The organism is Streptomyces sp. B1I3 (assembly GCF_030816615.1).
In the GTDB taxonomy this organism is placed as follows: Bacteria; Actinomycetota; Actinomycetes; order Streptomycetales; family Streptomycetaceae; genus Streptomyces.
The window spans coordinates 1967238-1980879 of sequence record NZ_JAUSYD010000001.1 but is presented as its reverse complement, the minus strand read 5'-3'; the positions used below and the strand labels follow the sequence as shown (position 1 = coordinate 1980879).

Sequence of the window (13642 nt, the reverse complement as noted above, 5' to 3'; positions counted from 1 at the left end):
ATCGACCTCGCCGGCGTCGATGCGGCTTGGATTCTCGTTCGATCCGCGGGCCTCGTGATCGGTATGGCAACGGCTTCTCAATCGGCGCTCCGGGCTTGCGAAGCATTGCTCTGGGAGCGCAAACAGCTCCTGATGTGCCGCTGTGTCAGTTCCTATGTGTCGCTGCGTGCGGGCGGTGATGTGAGGTAAGCGCAGATCATGTCCGCGAGCATGTTCCGGTAGTGGTCCCGGCTGTCAGGAGCGACGAGGTCGCGGCCGAAGAGGGCGCCGAACGTGTGGCGGTTCGACACGCGGAAGAAGCAGAACGAACTGATCATCGCGTGTACGTCGATGGCGTCGACGTTCGCGTGGAACAGCCCCGCCTTCCGTCCTGACTCCAGGATGCGCTGGAGTACGTCGGTTGCCGGGGAGCCCAGCCGACTCAACTTCTCGGAGCCGGTGATGTGTTCCGCCTCGTGGATGTTCTCGATGCTGACGAGCCGGATGAAGTCGGGGTGCGCCTCGTGGTGGTCGAAGGTCAGCTCGACCAGCCGGCGGGTGGCGGCGACGGGGTCGAGATGTTCGACGTCCAGGTCGCCTTCCAGCTGGCGGATCTCCGAGTAGGCGGCTTCGAGTACCGCGGTGAAGAGCTGTTCCTTGCCGCCGAAGTAGTAATAGATCATCCGCTTCGTGGTGCGGGTCAGGTCGGCGATCTTGTCGACCCGTGCGCCTGCGTAACCGTCCCGGGCGAACTCTCTGGTCGCTACCGCGAGAATTTCCGCCCGGGTGCGGGCCGCGTCGCGCTGACGCTCTGCGGGCGCTGGCTTCTGGGCGCTCGGCATGCCCTGGTTCCTCCGGTGCGTCGAGGGTGTCCTGTGATTGTAGGAGCAGGCCGTGCCCGGATCCTTCGGCGCAGGGCTTCTCGCCAAGGCGGACTCTTGCTATAAGTAACGTACTAGTTCGTACATTATCGGAGGTGTGATGGACCTTCCCCTTGCACGGGCGGTCGGGAGGGTGCTCGTGCTCAACGGGCCCAACCTCAATCTGCTCGGCACCCGTGAGCCCGCCTTCTACGGCAGCGACACCCTCGCCGATGTGGAGAAGCTCTGCCAGGACACCGCGGCTGCCAACGGACTGGAAGCCGAGTGCAGACAGAGCAACCACGAGGGCGGCCTTGTCGACGCCATTCACGAGGCACGCACCGAGTTCGCCGGGATAGTGATCAACCCGGGTGCCTACAGCCACACTTCGCTTGCCATCCGCGACGCTCTGGCGGCGGTGGACCGTCCGGTCGTGGAAGTCCATCTGACGAACATTCACCGACGTGAGGAGTTCCGTCACCACAGCTACGTGTCGGGGGTGGCGGACGCTGTGATCTGCGGGGCCGGCACGGATGGGTACGTCTTCGCGCTGACGCGTCTGGCGCGGTTGATCGGCGGGGGAGCACGGTGACTGCGGGTACGTATCTGGTGGGGCTGATCGGTGCGGGCATCACCACCTCGCTCAGCCCCGCTCTGCATGAGCGCGAGGCGGACCGGCAGGGTCTGCGCTATCTGTACAAGCTGCTGGACCTGGATGTCCTGGGTGGCGGCCCCGAGCGGGTGGGAGAGCTCGTACGAGCGGCCCGGGACCTCGGATATGACGGACTCAACATCACCCATCCCTGCAAGCAGACCGTCATCCCTTACCTCGATGCTCTCGACCCGCAGGCAGACGCGCTCGGCGCCGTGAACACCATCGTCTTCCGGGACGGCCTGGCCACGGGGCACAACACCGATGTCACAGGATTCGGCGCGGCGTTCATCCGGGGGCTGCCCGGTGCGCCCGTCTCGCACGTGGTCCAGCTCGGAGCCGGCGGAGCAGGCGCGGCCGTCGCCCACGCCATGCTTGCGCTCGGTACCGTCCGTCTGACCCTGGTTGACACGGACGAGTCGCGGGCCCGTTCCCTAGCGGCCTCATTGAACGCCAGATTTCCTGTGCACCGCGTGGTCGCCGGCGGTCCACGGGATCTCGCCCGGGAACTGGCCCGCTGCGACGGCCTGGTGCACGCCACCCCGACCGGGATGAGCGCGCATCCCGGGACGCCGTTCGCCCCCGAACTGCTCCACCCGGGGCTGTGGGTAGCCGAAGTCGTCTACCGGCCGCTGGAGACACGACTGCTCGCCGAGGCGCGCGCACTGGGCTGCACCACGCTGGACGGATCGGGGATGGTCGCGCTGCAGGCCGCGGACGCCTTCCGGTTCTTCACCCGACGCGAACCCGATGTGGAACGCATGCTCGCCGACGTCACCGACCTCGCAAGGGTCCCCGGTCCACGCAGCTGAAGCCAGAAGAAGGATCACGATGCGCACGTCCATCGCCACCGTCTCCGTGAGCGGAACTCTGACCGAGAAACTCAATGCCGTGGCCCGTGCCGGGTTCGACGGCGTGGAGATCTTCGAGAACGACCTGTTGGGCAGTCCGCTCGCACCCGAACAGGTGAGGGAACGCGCGGCGGACCTGGGGCTCGAACTGTTTCTCTATCAGCCGATGAGGGATGTCGAAGGTCTGTCCACCGACGCGTTCGCCCGAAGTATGCGCCGGGCGGAGCACAAGTTCCGTGTCATGCGCCGACTCGGCATCGACACCGTCCTGGCGTGTTCCAACGTCTCCGTACACGCCCGCGACGACGATGCCCTGGCCGCGGCGCAGTTGCGTGAACTGGCCGGACTGGCGGACGAGTACGGGATCCGCGTCGCCTACGAGGCGCTGGCGTGGGGACGTCATGTCAACACGTACGACCACGCCTGGCGCATCGTCCAGTCAGCGGACCACCCCGCTCTCGGTATCTGTCTCGACAGCTTCCATGTTCTGGCCCGTGGTTCGGACCCGGCGGGCTTCGCCGCGATCCCCGGCGAGAAGATCTTCTTCGTTCAGCTCGCTGATGCCCCGTTCATGGGGATGGATGTCCTGCAATGGAGCCGCCACTACCGGCTCTTTCCGGGCCAGGGCGACTTCGACCTCGCGGAGTTCGTCCGGTCCGTGGTCCGGTCCGGATACGACGGCCCGCTGTCGCTGGAAGTCTTCAACGACGTGTTCCGCCAGGCCGACTCCGGCAGCACCGCCATCGACGCGAGGCGTTCCCTCACCGCATTGCAGGAGGCCGCCGGCGTGCTGGAGCTTCCCGCCGCCGTCGCTCCCACCGGAATCGCCTTTGCCGAACTGGTCACCATGGATACGGAGCCGGTCACCGTCCTGCTCCAGGCGCTGGGGTTCTCGCGCACCGGAAAACATCGGTTCAAGCCCGTCGACCTCTGGGAACAGGCCGCTGCACGCGTCCTGGTGAACACGGAACCCGCCACCGGCGGTAGCGGGCCCCGCCTCGCGGCCCTCGGCATCGAGTCCCCTGACCCGGGGGCTGCGGCCAAGCGGGCGGAGTCTCTCGGCGCGCCGGTTCTGCCACGCCGCCGCGCCCGCACGGATGTCCTACTGGAGACAGTCGCAGCCCCGGACGGGACCGAGCTCTTCTTCTGCGCGTCCGGCCGGCAGGATCTGCCCGACTGGCTCGACGACTTCGCCGCCGTAGGGGGCTCGGCGGCTCAGGCCGGTCCCATCACGGGTATTGATCACGTCGCGCTCACCCAGCCGTGGCACCAGTACGACGAGGCGCTTCTCTTCTACCGCAGTGTGATCGGGCTCCGGCCGCACGGCAGCGTCGATGTCCCCGACCCGTACGGCCTGCGGCGCAGCAGGGCGGTCAGCAACCAGGACGATTCCGTGCGCATCGCGCTGAGCATCGACCCTGCGCCGGGCGCCTCTCATCGCGCCTCCCAGCACATCGCGCTGGCAACCGACGACATCGTCGCTGCCGCGAGGCAGATCGGCGCCGCGGGGCATCTTCTGCCGGTGCCGGACAACTACTACGACGACCTTGCTGCGCGCTACGAATTCGGCCCCGGTGAACTGCATACTTACCGTGCGCTGGGCATTCTCTACGACTGCGACGAGCACGGCAGTCAGTTCCGCCACTTCTACACCAAGACCATCGGGGACGTCTTCTTCGAAGTCGTCCAGCGCGACAGCGAGTACGCAGGTTTCGGTGAGCAGAGCGCCCATGTGCGCCTGACCGCGCAGCACGCTCAGATGCAGGTGTGACGGGCCGGCCACCGGTGTGTGTTGACGAAGGACAAGTGGCAGCCGAAAAAGGTCCTGAGCTGACCTCCCGGCCTCCGCGTGGTGTTCGTCAGTATTGCGTTCCTGACGGAGTGGACGAGGGCGGCCAACGCCGGTTCGGCAGAGACCGACGTGCGTGTCGCCCCTGGTGGTTATCGCTGGTGGCGAAGAGCCGAAAGCGCGGTCCGACGCGACGTGTGTCACAACGGGGCGCTTCCCGGCACGAATTGAAAAGACACATCGGGTGTCAGCCACGTGATCCGGCGGCTCGGGCGATCGATTGGGTTCCAGGCTTCCCGCCGCGCCGAACAGCCGGTGCTTCCAGCCGACGCACCACGCGCTCAGGCGCGGGCTCCTGGGGCTCAGGCGTGGGCGGCGGACCGCGGGCCGGTGGTCGGTCGGCGGGGGATCACGTCGGTCAGTTTGCCGGGATCGGAGTGGGTGAGGGCCGTCAGTGCCGTGTGGTCGGGAGAGAGCGAGCAGGCCGGGTCGGTGCGGGTGGCGTCGCCGGTGAGGGCGAAAGCCTGGCAGCGGCACCCGCCGAAGTCCTGGGTGCGCCGTTCGCAGGTCCGGCACGGCGAAGGCATCCAGTCGGTTCCCCGGTAGAGGTTGAACGCTCTGGACTCCTCCCATATCCAGCGCAAGGGGTGGTCCTTGACGTTGACCGGTTCGAGTCCAGGCAGGGTGGCCGCCGCTGGGCACGGCAGGGCAGTGCCGTCAGGGGCCACGGTGAGGGAGACAGCTCCCCACCCTCCCATGCAGGGTTTGGCCACCCCGTCGAAGTAGTCCGGCGCGACCCAGACGATCTCCAGGCTTCCCTCCAGCCGCTCACGCCACCTGTTGACGGAATCCACCGCACGGGCGAGCTGGTCACGGCCTGGCATCAACGCTTCCCGGTTGAGAAGGCCCCAGCCGTAGAACTGGGTGTTGGCGAGCTCGATGCGGTCCGCTCCCCAGCGCAGGGCGAGCTCCACGAGACCGTCGACGGCATCCAGATTGTGACGGTGCAGCACGGCGTTGACGCCCAGCGGCAGCCCTGCCTCGGTGACGAGTGCCGCTGCGGTCTCCTTGGCGGCGAACGCCCGGCTGCCCGCGATACGGTCCGAGGCTTCGGGGTCTGCGTGCTGCACCGAAAGCTGTACGCTGCGCAGTCCCGCGCCGGTCAGGGAGCGGAGACGGTCCTCGGTGAGCCCTGATCCGCTGGTGACCAGCTGGGTGTAGACGCCGGCTTCCTCAGCACCGGTGACGATGGCCTCGAGGTCCTTGCGGAGCAGCGGTTCGCCCCCGGAGAGATGCGTCTGCAGAACGCCGAGATCCGCAGCCTGCCGGAATACGTCCACCCAGTGCTCGGCGGTCAGTTCGCGGGAGCGGCGTGTCAGCTCAAGAGGGTTGGAGCAGTAGCCACAGTGCAGCGGACAGGCGTGCGTCAGCTCCGCCAGGAGACCCCAGGGGGGTGCGATCGTGCTCAACGAATCCAGCCTTCCTTGCGCATCCGTTCCACGAACGGACCCACTTCCGCGTCGACGGGAGCTTCGGGAAAGCGCTCCCGCAGCTCTTCGGTGATCCTGGCGACCGTTCGCGTTCCGTCGCACAGCTCCACCACGTGCCGGGCGCTGCCCGTCAGTACGACGACGCGCTCCGGCATCAGCAGGACGTGATTGCCGCGCGCGCGGTCGTGCCGAAGGAGGACGGCGGGAGCGGGACGCGGGCACCAGCGATCCGGATCGGGTGTCGTCATGCTGCGCTCCCCGGCCTGCTCCCGTGCTCCACGGCGTCCAGCAGCGACCACAGAATGTCGCACTTGAAGGCGAGGGCTGACAGTGCGGCAAGCTGTTCGGAGCGGGTCTGCGCCCACTCGGTGACCCAGTTCAGCGCCTCCACACCGTCGCGGCGCCCCTGCGGAACTCTGTTGCGGAAGTAGGCGAGGCCCGGTTCCTCGATCCACGGGTAGTGACGGGGAAAGGTCTCCAGACGGGTCAGCATGATGTTGGGTGCGCACAGTTCTGTAAGCGAGGACGCCACGGCCTCCAGAACGGGGCTCAGCCGGCAGAAGTTCACGTAGCCGTCGACTGCGAAACGCACCCCCGGGAGGACGGAACCGCCCGATTCCAGTTCCGTGCGGTCGAGGCCGACCGCCTCGCCGAGCCGCAGCCAGCGCTCGATACCGCCTTCGCCGTCCGCCAGGCCGTCATGATCCTGGATTCTGCGCAGCCAGGAGCGGCGCATGGCCGGCTCGGGCAGTTTGGCGAGGATCAGGGCGTCCTTCACCGGGATGCTCCGCTGGTAGTGGAACCGGTTGGCGACCCAGGTCCGGAGCTCGACGGGGCTGAGCCCGCCCTGGTGCATCCGTACGTTGAACGGATGGGTGTCGTGGTAGCGGCTCCGCGCGAGTTCCCGCAGTTCGTGCTCGAATGCTGCAGGTGGCAGAGGACTGTTGTCCGGCCACTCGGTGGATGCCGCGGCCTGGGCCGGCCGTGCGGGTGCTGTTGTCATAGTTCGATCACCATGCCGTCCTGTGCCACTTCAAGCCCCAGCCCGGAGAGGACGCCGTGTTGCGGGGCAGACGGGTCGACCAGGGGGTTCGTGTTGTTGAGGTGGGTGTAAAGGCAGCGGGCCGGCAGCCGTGCCAGCCACTCGGCCGTTCCGCCGGGGCCGTCGATCGGCAGATGTCCCATGCCGGTGGAGGTCCGGGCGGATATGCCCAGGCGCCTTGGCTCCTCGTCGTCCCAGAACGTTCCGTCGACGAAGACGCAGTCGGCCCCGGCGGCCTCCTTCGTGAACTCCTCGGTTCGGGCCGCGAGCGCCGGTGCATAAATCGCCGTCTTGCCGGTGGCCGGGTCGTGGAGCCGGGCAGCGACGACCCAGCTGTCGTCCTCCACAGCATCGGCTGCATATCGGGGACGTTTGGTGGACAGGGGAATGGCGGACACCTCGATTCCGGCGGCCACCGCCGGAGTGTGCCCGGCAGGGGGCAGGTCATGCCAGGTGAGGGTGGTGTACGGAGTGAGAACAGTGTCCAGGGCCAGACGCTCCCGTAGCGCCCGGCGCACGGGTGGCGTTGCGAAGATCTCCAGATGGTGGGCCTCACGGAGTCGCAACAGGCCCAGCGTATGGTCGAGTTCGGCATCCGTGAGCAGGATCTGGACTACGGGAGTGCGCTCGCTGCCCGCGCCGGGGCGGAGCTCGGTGTGCGTCTCCATGTGTTCCGTGATGTCGGGACCGGCGTTGAGGAGGAACCATGATGACCGACCGTCGCCGAGAACGGCGAGGGAGTCGTGGCTGCGGCGCCGGCGGGGGTGGGCGCGTGCCCCGGAACATCCGGGGCACGCGCAGTTCCACTGGGGAACTCCTCCACCCGCTGCCGTGCCCAGCGTGAGCAGCAGCACGGGGGCGTCTGCTAGAGGTCGTTGAGGTAGTAGGCGGTGACTTCCATGCCGGTCTCGATGACCGTGAAGTCCGGAGAGGACCAGGTGGGCACCGTCGCGGTGATGGACGTGACCTGGTCCTGCGGAGCAGGTGCGTTGGATTCAAGCATGGTCGAAATCCCTTCGGATGAGGTGAGATCAGTGAGGGGCGACGCGCTGCCGGGTGAGGTGTCGGGCACCGGCGGAGGGTGGGTGGATCCTTGCGTCAAAGGCAGTCCAGGACCACCTGAAATCCGTTGTGCGGTTCACTCGTCCCGCTAGACGGTTCGCTCCCTACGCTAGACACGGCGGTGAGCAGTGGCAAGAGGAGGGATGGGGTAGATCCACGCGCTCGCGGCCGACGGATCGGGGCGCGGGTCCGGCGCCGTGCGGGCGTGTTGCCCGCGACGCGTTCGAGGCCCGGACTACTTGCAGAAGGGCTTGATGCCCGAAACCGACTGGATGCCGCCCACGATCAGCTTCTGGAACTCGGCGGCGCCGGCGAAGGAACCGTCCGTGGTGAATTCCTTGGCGTCGTGGCCCAGGGTGGTGACCCAGGACTTGCCACCGTCGTAGTACTGGCACCAGGCCACGGCGTGGTTGTCACCGTGTCCGGGGTGGTTGTAGTTGCCGGCCACTCCCTTGGCGAGAGTGCTCTCGTCGACCTCGGCGAGCACCCGCACCTTGGTGGGGGCGGGCACCAGGTTGTACCACTCGTCCGTGAAGTTCCACCGCGCCGGCAGTTCCTTGGTGGAGACGTCCCTGCGCTCCACGGTCTGCACCGTTCCCGGCTGGGAAGCGCCGTGGTCGTAGAAGTTGGCGTTGCCGAGCAGCCCTTCGTACCAGGGCCAGTTGTACTCGGTGCCGAAGGCGTTGTGGATGCCGACGAAGCCGCCGCCGCCGCGGATGTACTGCCGCAGTGAGGTCTGGGCGGCGTCGTCCAGCGCGTCGCGGCTGGTGGAGAAGAAGACCACCGCGTTGTACTTGAACAGGGTGTTGGGGGAGGCTAGTTGGCCTACGTCCTCCGTGTAGTCGACCTGGAAGCCCCCGGTCTCACCCAGCTTGATCATGGCCTTCTGGACCACGTTCGCGTCGGTGAGTGGCGGGTTGAGGCCGGTGGCCAGCGCCGGGCCGAGGTTCGCGTGACGAGGGCCCGCGGTGCGGGTGTACAGGAGGATCCTGTAGCCCTTGGCGGGGTCGAAGTTGCCCCAGTCGTGGTAGCAGTCGGGATCGAGACCGCGGCAGACGCCGTAGTCCGGATCGCCCAGTTCCTCGGCACCGGTCCCGATCCGTCCGTGGGCGACGCTGAGAGTGCCGGTGGCGATGAGCGCCACCACCATGGCGACGGCCGTTCCCAGGGTGGCGAGGACCGCCGAACGCGTGCTCAGGGCTCTCGCTCGGAGCGTTCTTCCTGACATGGATGCGTTTCCTTCTCTTGGAGGCGACGCGCCGGAAAACGGCACGCCGGAGACAGGCGGGGCGTGGCTGGACAGGGTGCAGCGCTTACGCCGGCGGGGACGCAGAGTGCCGATCAGGGCATTCGCCCCGGCGGCGGGGTGATGGGCGGGAGGTCCGTCGCGCCGTGCGCGCCGTGGAGCAGTGGGCTGCTGGGGCGATCGTTGGCATGGCGGCGGTGGCCAGGCAGGCGTCGTCCCCGGGCCGGGCGATCCGCGCGGCGGCAGACGCGGCTCCGGGGAGCCGTGTGCTAGGAGACGACGATCTTGCCGGTGCTCTGCGGGGAGATCGGGTCGTTGTAGAAGAACTCGCCGGGGGTGTTGAAGGTGTAGGTGTACGACTCGCCCGGCATGAGCAGGCCGGTGTCGAACTCGGCCTCGAAGAAGGCGACCGCTCCGTGTGCGGACTTGTTGGCCGCCGGGTTGGTGAACGTGACCGTCGTCCCCCGGGGGATGGCGAGGTGCTGCGGGGACATGGCGTTCTGCGACACCAGGCTTTCGGTGGCGCCGGGCGCGTTCTTCGCGCTGTCCCAGATGCGTCCCAGCGTGATCGTGTTGCCAGCGGTCGCGCCCGTGACGGCCGCCGTGCGGATCTGGTTGCGCTTGGACGGGGGGGTGGGTGCGGGGGCGGGCCCGACCTTGCCGCCGACCTTGAACGCCCACAGGTGGTCGCCGCGCGGGATGTCCGGGTAGGGCAGACCGTTTCCGCCGGCCAGCACGGCCACGTACTGCTCGCCGTCGACCTCGTACGTCATGGGGCTGGTGTTGACGCCCGCGCCGCACTGCCAGGTCCACAGCTCCTCGCCGTTGGAGTCGTCCAGGGCGGTCAGCACGCCATCGGGCCGCCCCTGGAAGAGCACGCCGCTCGCTGTGCTGAGGACGCCGTTGCCGTGGGCGAGCGACCAGTCGCCCTCCTGTCGCCAGGAGACCGTGTTGGTGCGGGGATCGACGGCCACGACACCGCCGGCGAAGTACTCGCCCAGCGGACGGGCCGTGTTGACTCGGCCGCCGTGGGTGTTGGAGTACGCGGAGTTGATCAGCCCGTAGCCGACATAGACCAGTCCCGTGCGGTGGCTGAAGGACGGGGACGACCAGTCCGCGCCGCCGCCTGCGCCCGGGTACAGGATGGTGGGGCGGTCCCAGTGGACCTCGAAGACGCCGCCGGTGGCGTAGAACGGCACGGGACGCGTCGCCTTGTCGATCCGCGGCTCGGTCTCGACGAAGGGCTCCCCTCCCGGGAAGGGCTGGGTGGGTGAGGTCTTCTGCAGTGCGTGCTGCGGTACCGGTCGCTCCTCCATCCCGTGCACCGGGTCGCCGCTGGCGCGGTCGAGGATGTAGTACATCCCGGTCTTGCTGCCGTAGACGACGACCTTGCGCTTGCGTCCCCTGATCTGGATGTCTGCGAGCACCGGCGACATGACGCCGTCGTAGTCCCAGATGTCGTGATGCACGGACTGGAAGTGCCAGCGTCGCTTTCCGGTCTTGGCATCGATGGCCACCAGGCAGTTGGCGAAGAGGTTGTCGCCGCCGCGGGTGGAGCCATCGGTGCGCGGGTACGGATTTCCGAACGTCCAGTAGACGAGACCCAGTTCGGGGTCGACGGCCGGGTGGATCCAGCACACTGCGCCACCGGTCTTCCAGGTGTCGCCCTCCCAGGTGTCATGGCCGAACTCGCCGGGCCCGGGGGTCCCCCAGAACGTCCACACGACTTCGCCGGTGGCTGCGTCAAGGGCGTAGCCCCGTCCTCGGGCGCCGGCGGTACTGCCCTGGGTTCCGACGTAGATCATGCCGTCCCAGTAGACGACCGCCCCGGCGAGGCTTCCCTTGCTGCCGCCGCACTGACCGCTGGCGGGGTCGCAGCCGGGGTCGCCCTGGTCCTCGATGAGCATCTGCCTGGTCCACACGACCGCGCCGGTCCGCTGGTCCAGGGCGTAGATGATGTTCGCGCCGGAGATGGTGAAGGCGAGTCCCTCCCCGAGGGCGACCCCGCGCATGTTGGTGGTCTCGGTGCCGACGCTCGTCTTCCACTTGACGGCGCCGGTACGTCCGTTGACGGCGAAGATGTTCTGCTGCGTGGTGGCGATGTACAGCACACCGTCCTGCGCGACGACGGCACACTGCTGGGCCCGGCCGGTGTCGCCACCCTCCAGGTTGATGTGCCATGCCCCGCCGAGCTGCTTCACGTTGCGCGGGGTGATCTTCTTGAGGGACGAGTAGTTCTGGTTGGCCAGGTTGCCGCCGGCCTTGGGGAAATCCTTCGCTGTCGCCTCGAACGCCTGTCGGGGCACGGGCGTTGCCAGCGTGCCCGTGCGGGCTTCAGCGGCTTGGGCGGGTGAGTTGAGAACTGCGATGCTCGCGGTCGTGCCGGCTGCGGCTGTGGCGAGAAAACTGCGTCTGTCCATGAACCCTCTTTCGTGACATGACCCTGCCGAAATCCGGTCCACCTGATGGCCCGGTGGGCGGCGAGGGTAAGAGAGAGCGGGAGGCGGATCTTGGTCCGCTGTGCGGTTCGTTAGGCCCGCATGGTGGTCGCCGAGAGGCGCTTCCATACGTTAAGGACGTGGCAGCGGCCTGACAAGGGTCACGACGCGGATTCCTCGTCGGCGCGCGGAACGACGGGGTGCAGGCGGGCGGGCAGGATGGAACGGGGGATGGGGCCCTTGTTCCGTCGGCCCTGACCGGTCTCCTCCCAGGCGTGCGCCAGGATGCCCACCGACCGGCTGATCACGAACAGGCCCCTGGCGAGCGGTGCGGGGAAGCCGAGTTCGGCGTAGATGACGGCCGTGGCGCCGTCGATGTTCATCGGCACCGGACGTGCGCCGGCGCGCCGGCGCCGCAGGGCGCGTTCGACGGCCAGGGCCGCCTGCAGGTGGTCGCCCGCCACGACTCCCGCGGCCACCGCCTCCTCCGTCAGCTTCAGGAGTGGATCGCGGCGGGGGTCGACAGGGTGGAAGCGATGGCCGAAGCCTGGAAGGTAGCGTGAACGCGCCTGGCGCAGGGTCATGACCTCGCTGGCGGCCGCGTCCCAATCCCGGCTCTCCGCATGAAGGGTGCGGATCTCCTCAAGCATTTCCACGCACTGCTGGCCTGCTCCGCCATGGACGTCCCCGAGCATGTTGACGCCGGTGGCGATCGCGTTGTTGAGCCCGACCCCGCAGGTGGCTGCCATGCGCGCGGCAGCGATCGACGGCGCCTGGGGGCCGTGATCCACACCTGCCACGAGGGCTGCTTCCAGCAGGGCGGACTGGCGTGGTGAAGGCAGGGCGCCGCGTAGCAGCAGCCACAGTGTGTCCACGAGGCCGACGGAGCCGATCAGGTCCTGCACGGGCCGGTCCCGTAGTTCGATGGAACCGGGCTCTATGTGGCTGACGGCAGTGGCCCACCACTGCGCGGCCTCGTCGTGGGCGGATGCGGACGTGGATGCACTCATGAACGTGTCGCCTCCTTCGTGGCGTCGGTGGTGGCGGACCAGCGGGATGCGAGCTCGTCCCGTTCGTTGTTGTGCTCACCCAGCAGCGGCGGTGGTGTCCGAGGCAGGAACGCCTCTCCGTCGAAGAGCACCCCGCTCCCCAGTACGGGCAGGCTGGTGCCCGAGGCGTCGGGCCTGCGGAGTTCGGCGATGAACCCCCGGTGCCGCAACTGGGGCTGGGAGAGGGCCTGCGGGACGGTGAGGACACGGGCCGCAGGCACTCCGGCTGCGGTCAGCAGTTGTTCCCACTCTGCGGCTGGACGCCCTGAAAGCGCGTGGTTGAGCGCGGCGTTCAGTTCCTCGCGATGGGCCTTACGGCCTTCCCGTTCGATGAAGCGGGGATCGGTGAGGAGCTCAGGAGCGCCGACCAGTCGGCACAGGGTCTCGAACTGGCGCTGCTGGTTGGCGGCGATGTTCAGTGGTCCGTCCGCCGTGCGGAAGGTGCCGGAGGGCGCGGCGGTTGCGTTCTGGTCCCCCATCGGTTCCGGGGGGACTCCGCTGATCATGTAGTTCGAGACGGCCCATCCCATGGCCGACAGCGAAGTCTCCAGCATGGACACGTCCAGCCGGCTGCCCTGCCCCGTGCGTTCCCGGTGCAGCAGTGCGGCGCTGACCGCAAGGGCTGCAGACAGTCCGCCCGTGGTGTCGCACACCGGGAATCCGACCCGCAGTGGGGCGGTGTCGGCGGTGCCGGTGACGCTCATCATCCCGGAGAGCCCCTGGATGATCTGGTCGTACGCCGGTGCATCGCTCATCGGACCGCTCTGGCCGAAGCCGGATATGGAACAGCAGACCAGCCTGGGGTTGATCTGGTCGAGTTGCTCCTGGTCGTAGCCCATCCGTGAGAGCACCCCGGCGCGGAAATTCTCCAGGAGGACATCGGCGCCGGCGAGCATCTCCTCGAATACCTCGCGGTCGGCCGGGTCCTTGAGATCGAGTTCCACGGACTTCTTGCCCGCGTTCTGGGCCAGGAAGGAAGCCCCGATCCCGGCACGGTTCAGGTCGGCGTCCGGGCCGAGGTTGCGGGCCAGATCGCCTTGCCCAGGTCGCTCGATCTTGATGACCTCCGCCCCGAGGAGCATGAGGTGGTAACTGCAGTACGGGCCTGCCAGGACGTTCGTCAGGTCCAGGACTTTTATGTCGTCGAGCGGTCGCACATCCATAAGTGTTGTCTCCTCACGCGG

At 67.9% G+C, this 13642-nt stretch carries 13 protein-coding genes; 3 read left to right on the top strand and 10 right to left on the bottom strand.

Going from position 1 to position 13642, the window contains the following annotated elements:
* Window positions 1–152: 152 nt before the first annotated feature.
* Window positions 153–821, bottom strand: coding sequence for a TetR/AcrR family transcriptional regulator (locus QFZ58_RS09025; protein ID WP_307124403.1), 669 nt, complete (start codon window positions 819–821; stop codon window positions 153–155).
* A gap of 139 nt (window positions 822–960) precedes the next feature.
* Between QFZ58_RS09025 and aroQ the strand changes: the two genes are divergently transcribed.
* From aroQ to QFZ58_RS09010, 3 genes are read left to right on the top strand one after another with little or no spacing between them, the layout of a single operon-like run.
* On the top strand, window positions 961–1431 hold the full coding sequence (gene aroQ / locus QFZ58_RS09020) for a type II 3-dehydroquinate dehydratase (RefSeq protein ID WP_307124402.1): 471 nt from the start codon (window positions 961–963) through the stop codon (window positions 1429–1431).
* Window positions 1428–2303 (top strand): shikimate dehydrogenase, encoded by an 876-nt coding sequence (locus tag QFZ58_RS09015; RefSeq protein ID WP_307124401.1) that lies wholly within the window; start codon window positions 1428–1430, stop codon window positions 2301–2303. Before aroQ ends, QFZ58_RS09015 begins: the two co-directional genes overlap by 4 nt.
* A gap of 19 nt (window positions 2304–2322) precedes the next feature.
* Entirely contained in the window at window positions 2323–4113 is a 1791-nt protein-coding gene (locus QFZ58_RS09010) for a bifunctional sugar phosphate isomerase/epimerase/4-hydroxyphenylpyruvate dioxygenase family protein (protein ID WP_307124400.1), read from the top strand.
* 380 nt (window positions 4114–4493) lie between these two features.
* Here QFZ58_RS09010 and pqqE read toward each other — a convergent pair whose 3' ends face one another.
* The 9 genes from pqqE to QFZ58_RS08965 all read right to left on the bottom strand — a co-directional run bounded on the left by pqqE (window position 4494) and on the right by QFZ58_RS08965 (window position 13621).
* Window positions 4494–5600: a pyrroloquinoline quinone biosynthesis protein PqqE gene (pqqE, locus tag QFZ58_RS09005; protein WP_307124399.1), complete on the bottom strand. Its 1107-nt coding sequence runs from the start codon at window positions 5598–5600 to the stop codon at window positions 4494–4496.
* Entirely contained in the window at window positions 5597–5869 is a 273-nt protein-coding gene (gene pqqD, locus QFZ58_RS09000; protein WP_307124398.1) for a pyrroloquinoline quinone biosynthesis peptide chaperone PqqD, read from the bottom strand. The genes pqqE and pqqD overlap by 4 nt, the downstream gene beginning before the upstream one ends.
* Window positions 5866–6624 (bottom strand): pyrroloquinoline-quinone synthase PqqC, encoded by a 759-nt coding sequence (gene pqqC, locus QFZ58_RS08995; RefSeq protein ID WP_307124397.1) that lies wholly within the window; start codon window positions 6622–6624, stop codon window positions 5866–5868. Before pqqC ends, pqqD begins: the two co-directional genes overlap by 4 nt.
* Entirely contained in the window at window positions 6621–7517 is an 897-nt protein-coding gene (gene pqqB, locus QFZ58_RS08990; RefSeq protein WP_307124396.1) for a pyrroloquinoline quinone biosynthesis protein PqqB, read from the bottom strand. The genes pqqC and pqqB overlap by 4 nt, the downstream gene beginning before the upstream one ends.
* 11 nt (window positions 7518–7528) lie before the next feature.
* Window positions 7529–7666 (bottom strand): pyrroloquinoline quinone precursor peptide PqqA, encoded by a 138-nt coding sequence (pqqA, locus tag QFZ58_RS08985; protein WP_307124395.1) that lies wholly within the window; start codon window positions 7664–7666, stop codon window positions 7529–7531.
* Between the two features lie 294 nt (window positions 7667–7960).
* Window positions 7961–8953, bottom strand: coding sequence for a ThuA domain-containing protein (locus tag QFZ58_RS08980; protein WP_307124394.1), 993 nt, complete (start codon window positions 8951–8953; stop codon window positions 7961–7963).
* Between the two features lie 287 nt (window positions 8954–9240).
* Window positions 9241–11391, bottom strand: a complete 2151-nt coding sequence (locus tag QFZ58_RS08975) for a PQQ-binding-like beta-propeller repeat protein (RefSeq protein ID WP_307124393.1) — start codon at window positions 11389–11391, stop codon at window positions 9241–9243.
* Window positions 11392–11570: 179 nt separating this feature from the next.
* Window positions 11571–12419, bottom strand: a complete 849-nt coding sequence (locus tag QFZ58_RS08970; protein ID WP_307124392.1) for a citryl-CoA lyase — start codon at window positions 12417–12419, stop codon at window positions 11571–11573.
* Window positions 12416–13621 carry a CaiB/BaiF CoA-transferase family protein gene (locus QFZ58_RS08965; RefSeq protein WP_307124391.1) on the bottom strand — a complete coding sequence of 402 codons (1206 nt, stop codon included), beginning with the start codon at window positions 13619–13621 and terminating at the stop codon, window positions 12416–12418. Before QFZ58_RS08965 ends, QFZ58_RS08970 begins: the two co-directional genes overlap by 4 nt.
* Between the last annotated feature and the right edge of the window lie 21 nt (window positions 13622–13642).

Bases quoted from the DNA above. Each gene is read 5' to 3' on its own strand.
- QFZ58_RS09025 (WP_307124403.1), bottom strand. From the start codon at position 821: ATGCCGAGCGCCCAGAAGCCAGCGCCCGCAGAGCGTCAGCGCGACGCG.
- aroQ (WP_307124402.1), top strand. From the start codon at position 961: ATGGACCTTCCCCTTGCACGGGCGGTCGGGAGGGTGCTCGTGCTCAAC.
- QFZ58_RS09010 (WP_307124400.1), top strand. From the start codon at position 2,323: ATGCGCACGTCCATCGCCACCGTCTCCGTGAGCGGAACTCTGACCGAG.
- pqqD (WP_307124398.1), bottom strand. From the start codon at position 5,869: ATGACGACACCCGATCCGGATCGCTGGTGCCCGCGTCCCGCTCCCGCC.
- pqqC (WP_307124397.1), bottom strand. From the start codon at position 6,624: ATGACAACAGCACCCGCACGGCCGGCCCAGGCCGCGGCATCCACCGAG.
- pqqA (WP_307124395.1), bottom strand. From the start codon at position 7,666: ATGCTTGAATCCAACGCACCTGCTCCGCAGGACCAGGTCACGTCCATC.
- QFZ58_RS08980 (WP_307124394.1), bottom strand. From the start codon at position 8,953: ATGTCAGGAAGAACGCTCCGAGCGAGAGCCCTGAGCACGCGTTCGGCG.
- QFZ58_RS08975 (WP_307124393.1), bottom strand. From the start codon at position 11,391: ATGGACAGACGCAGTTTTCTCGCCACAGCCGCAGCCGGCACGACCGCG.
- QFZ58_RS08970 (WP_307124392.1), bottom strand. From the start codon at position 12,419: ATGAGTGCATCCACGTCCGCATCCGCCCACGACGAGGCCGCGCAGTGG.
- QFZ58_RS08965 (WP_307124391.1), bottom strand. From the start codon at position 13,621: ATGGATGTGCGACCGCTCGACGACATAAAAGTCCTGGACCTGACGAAC.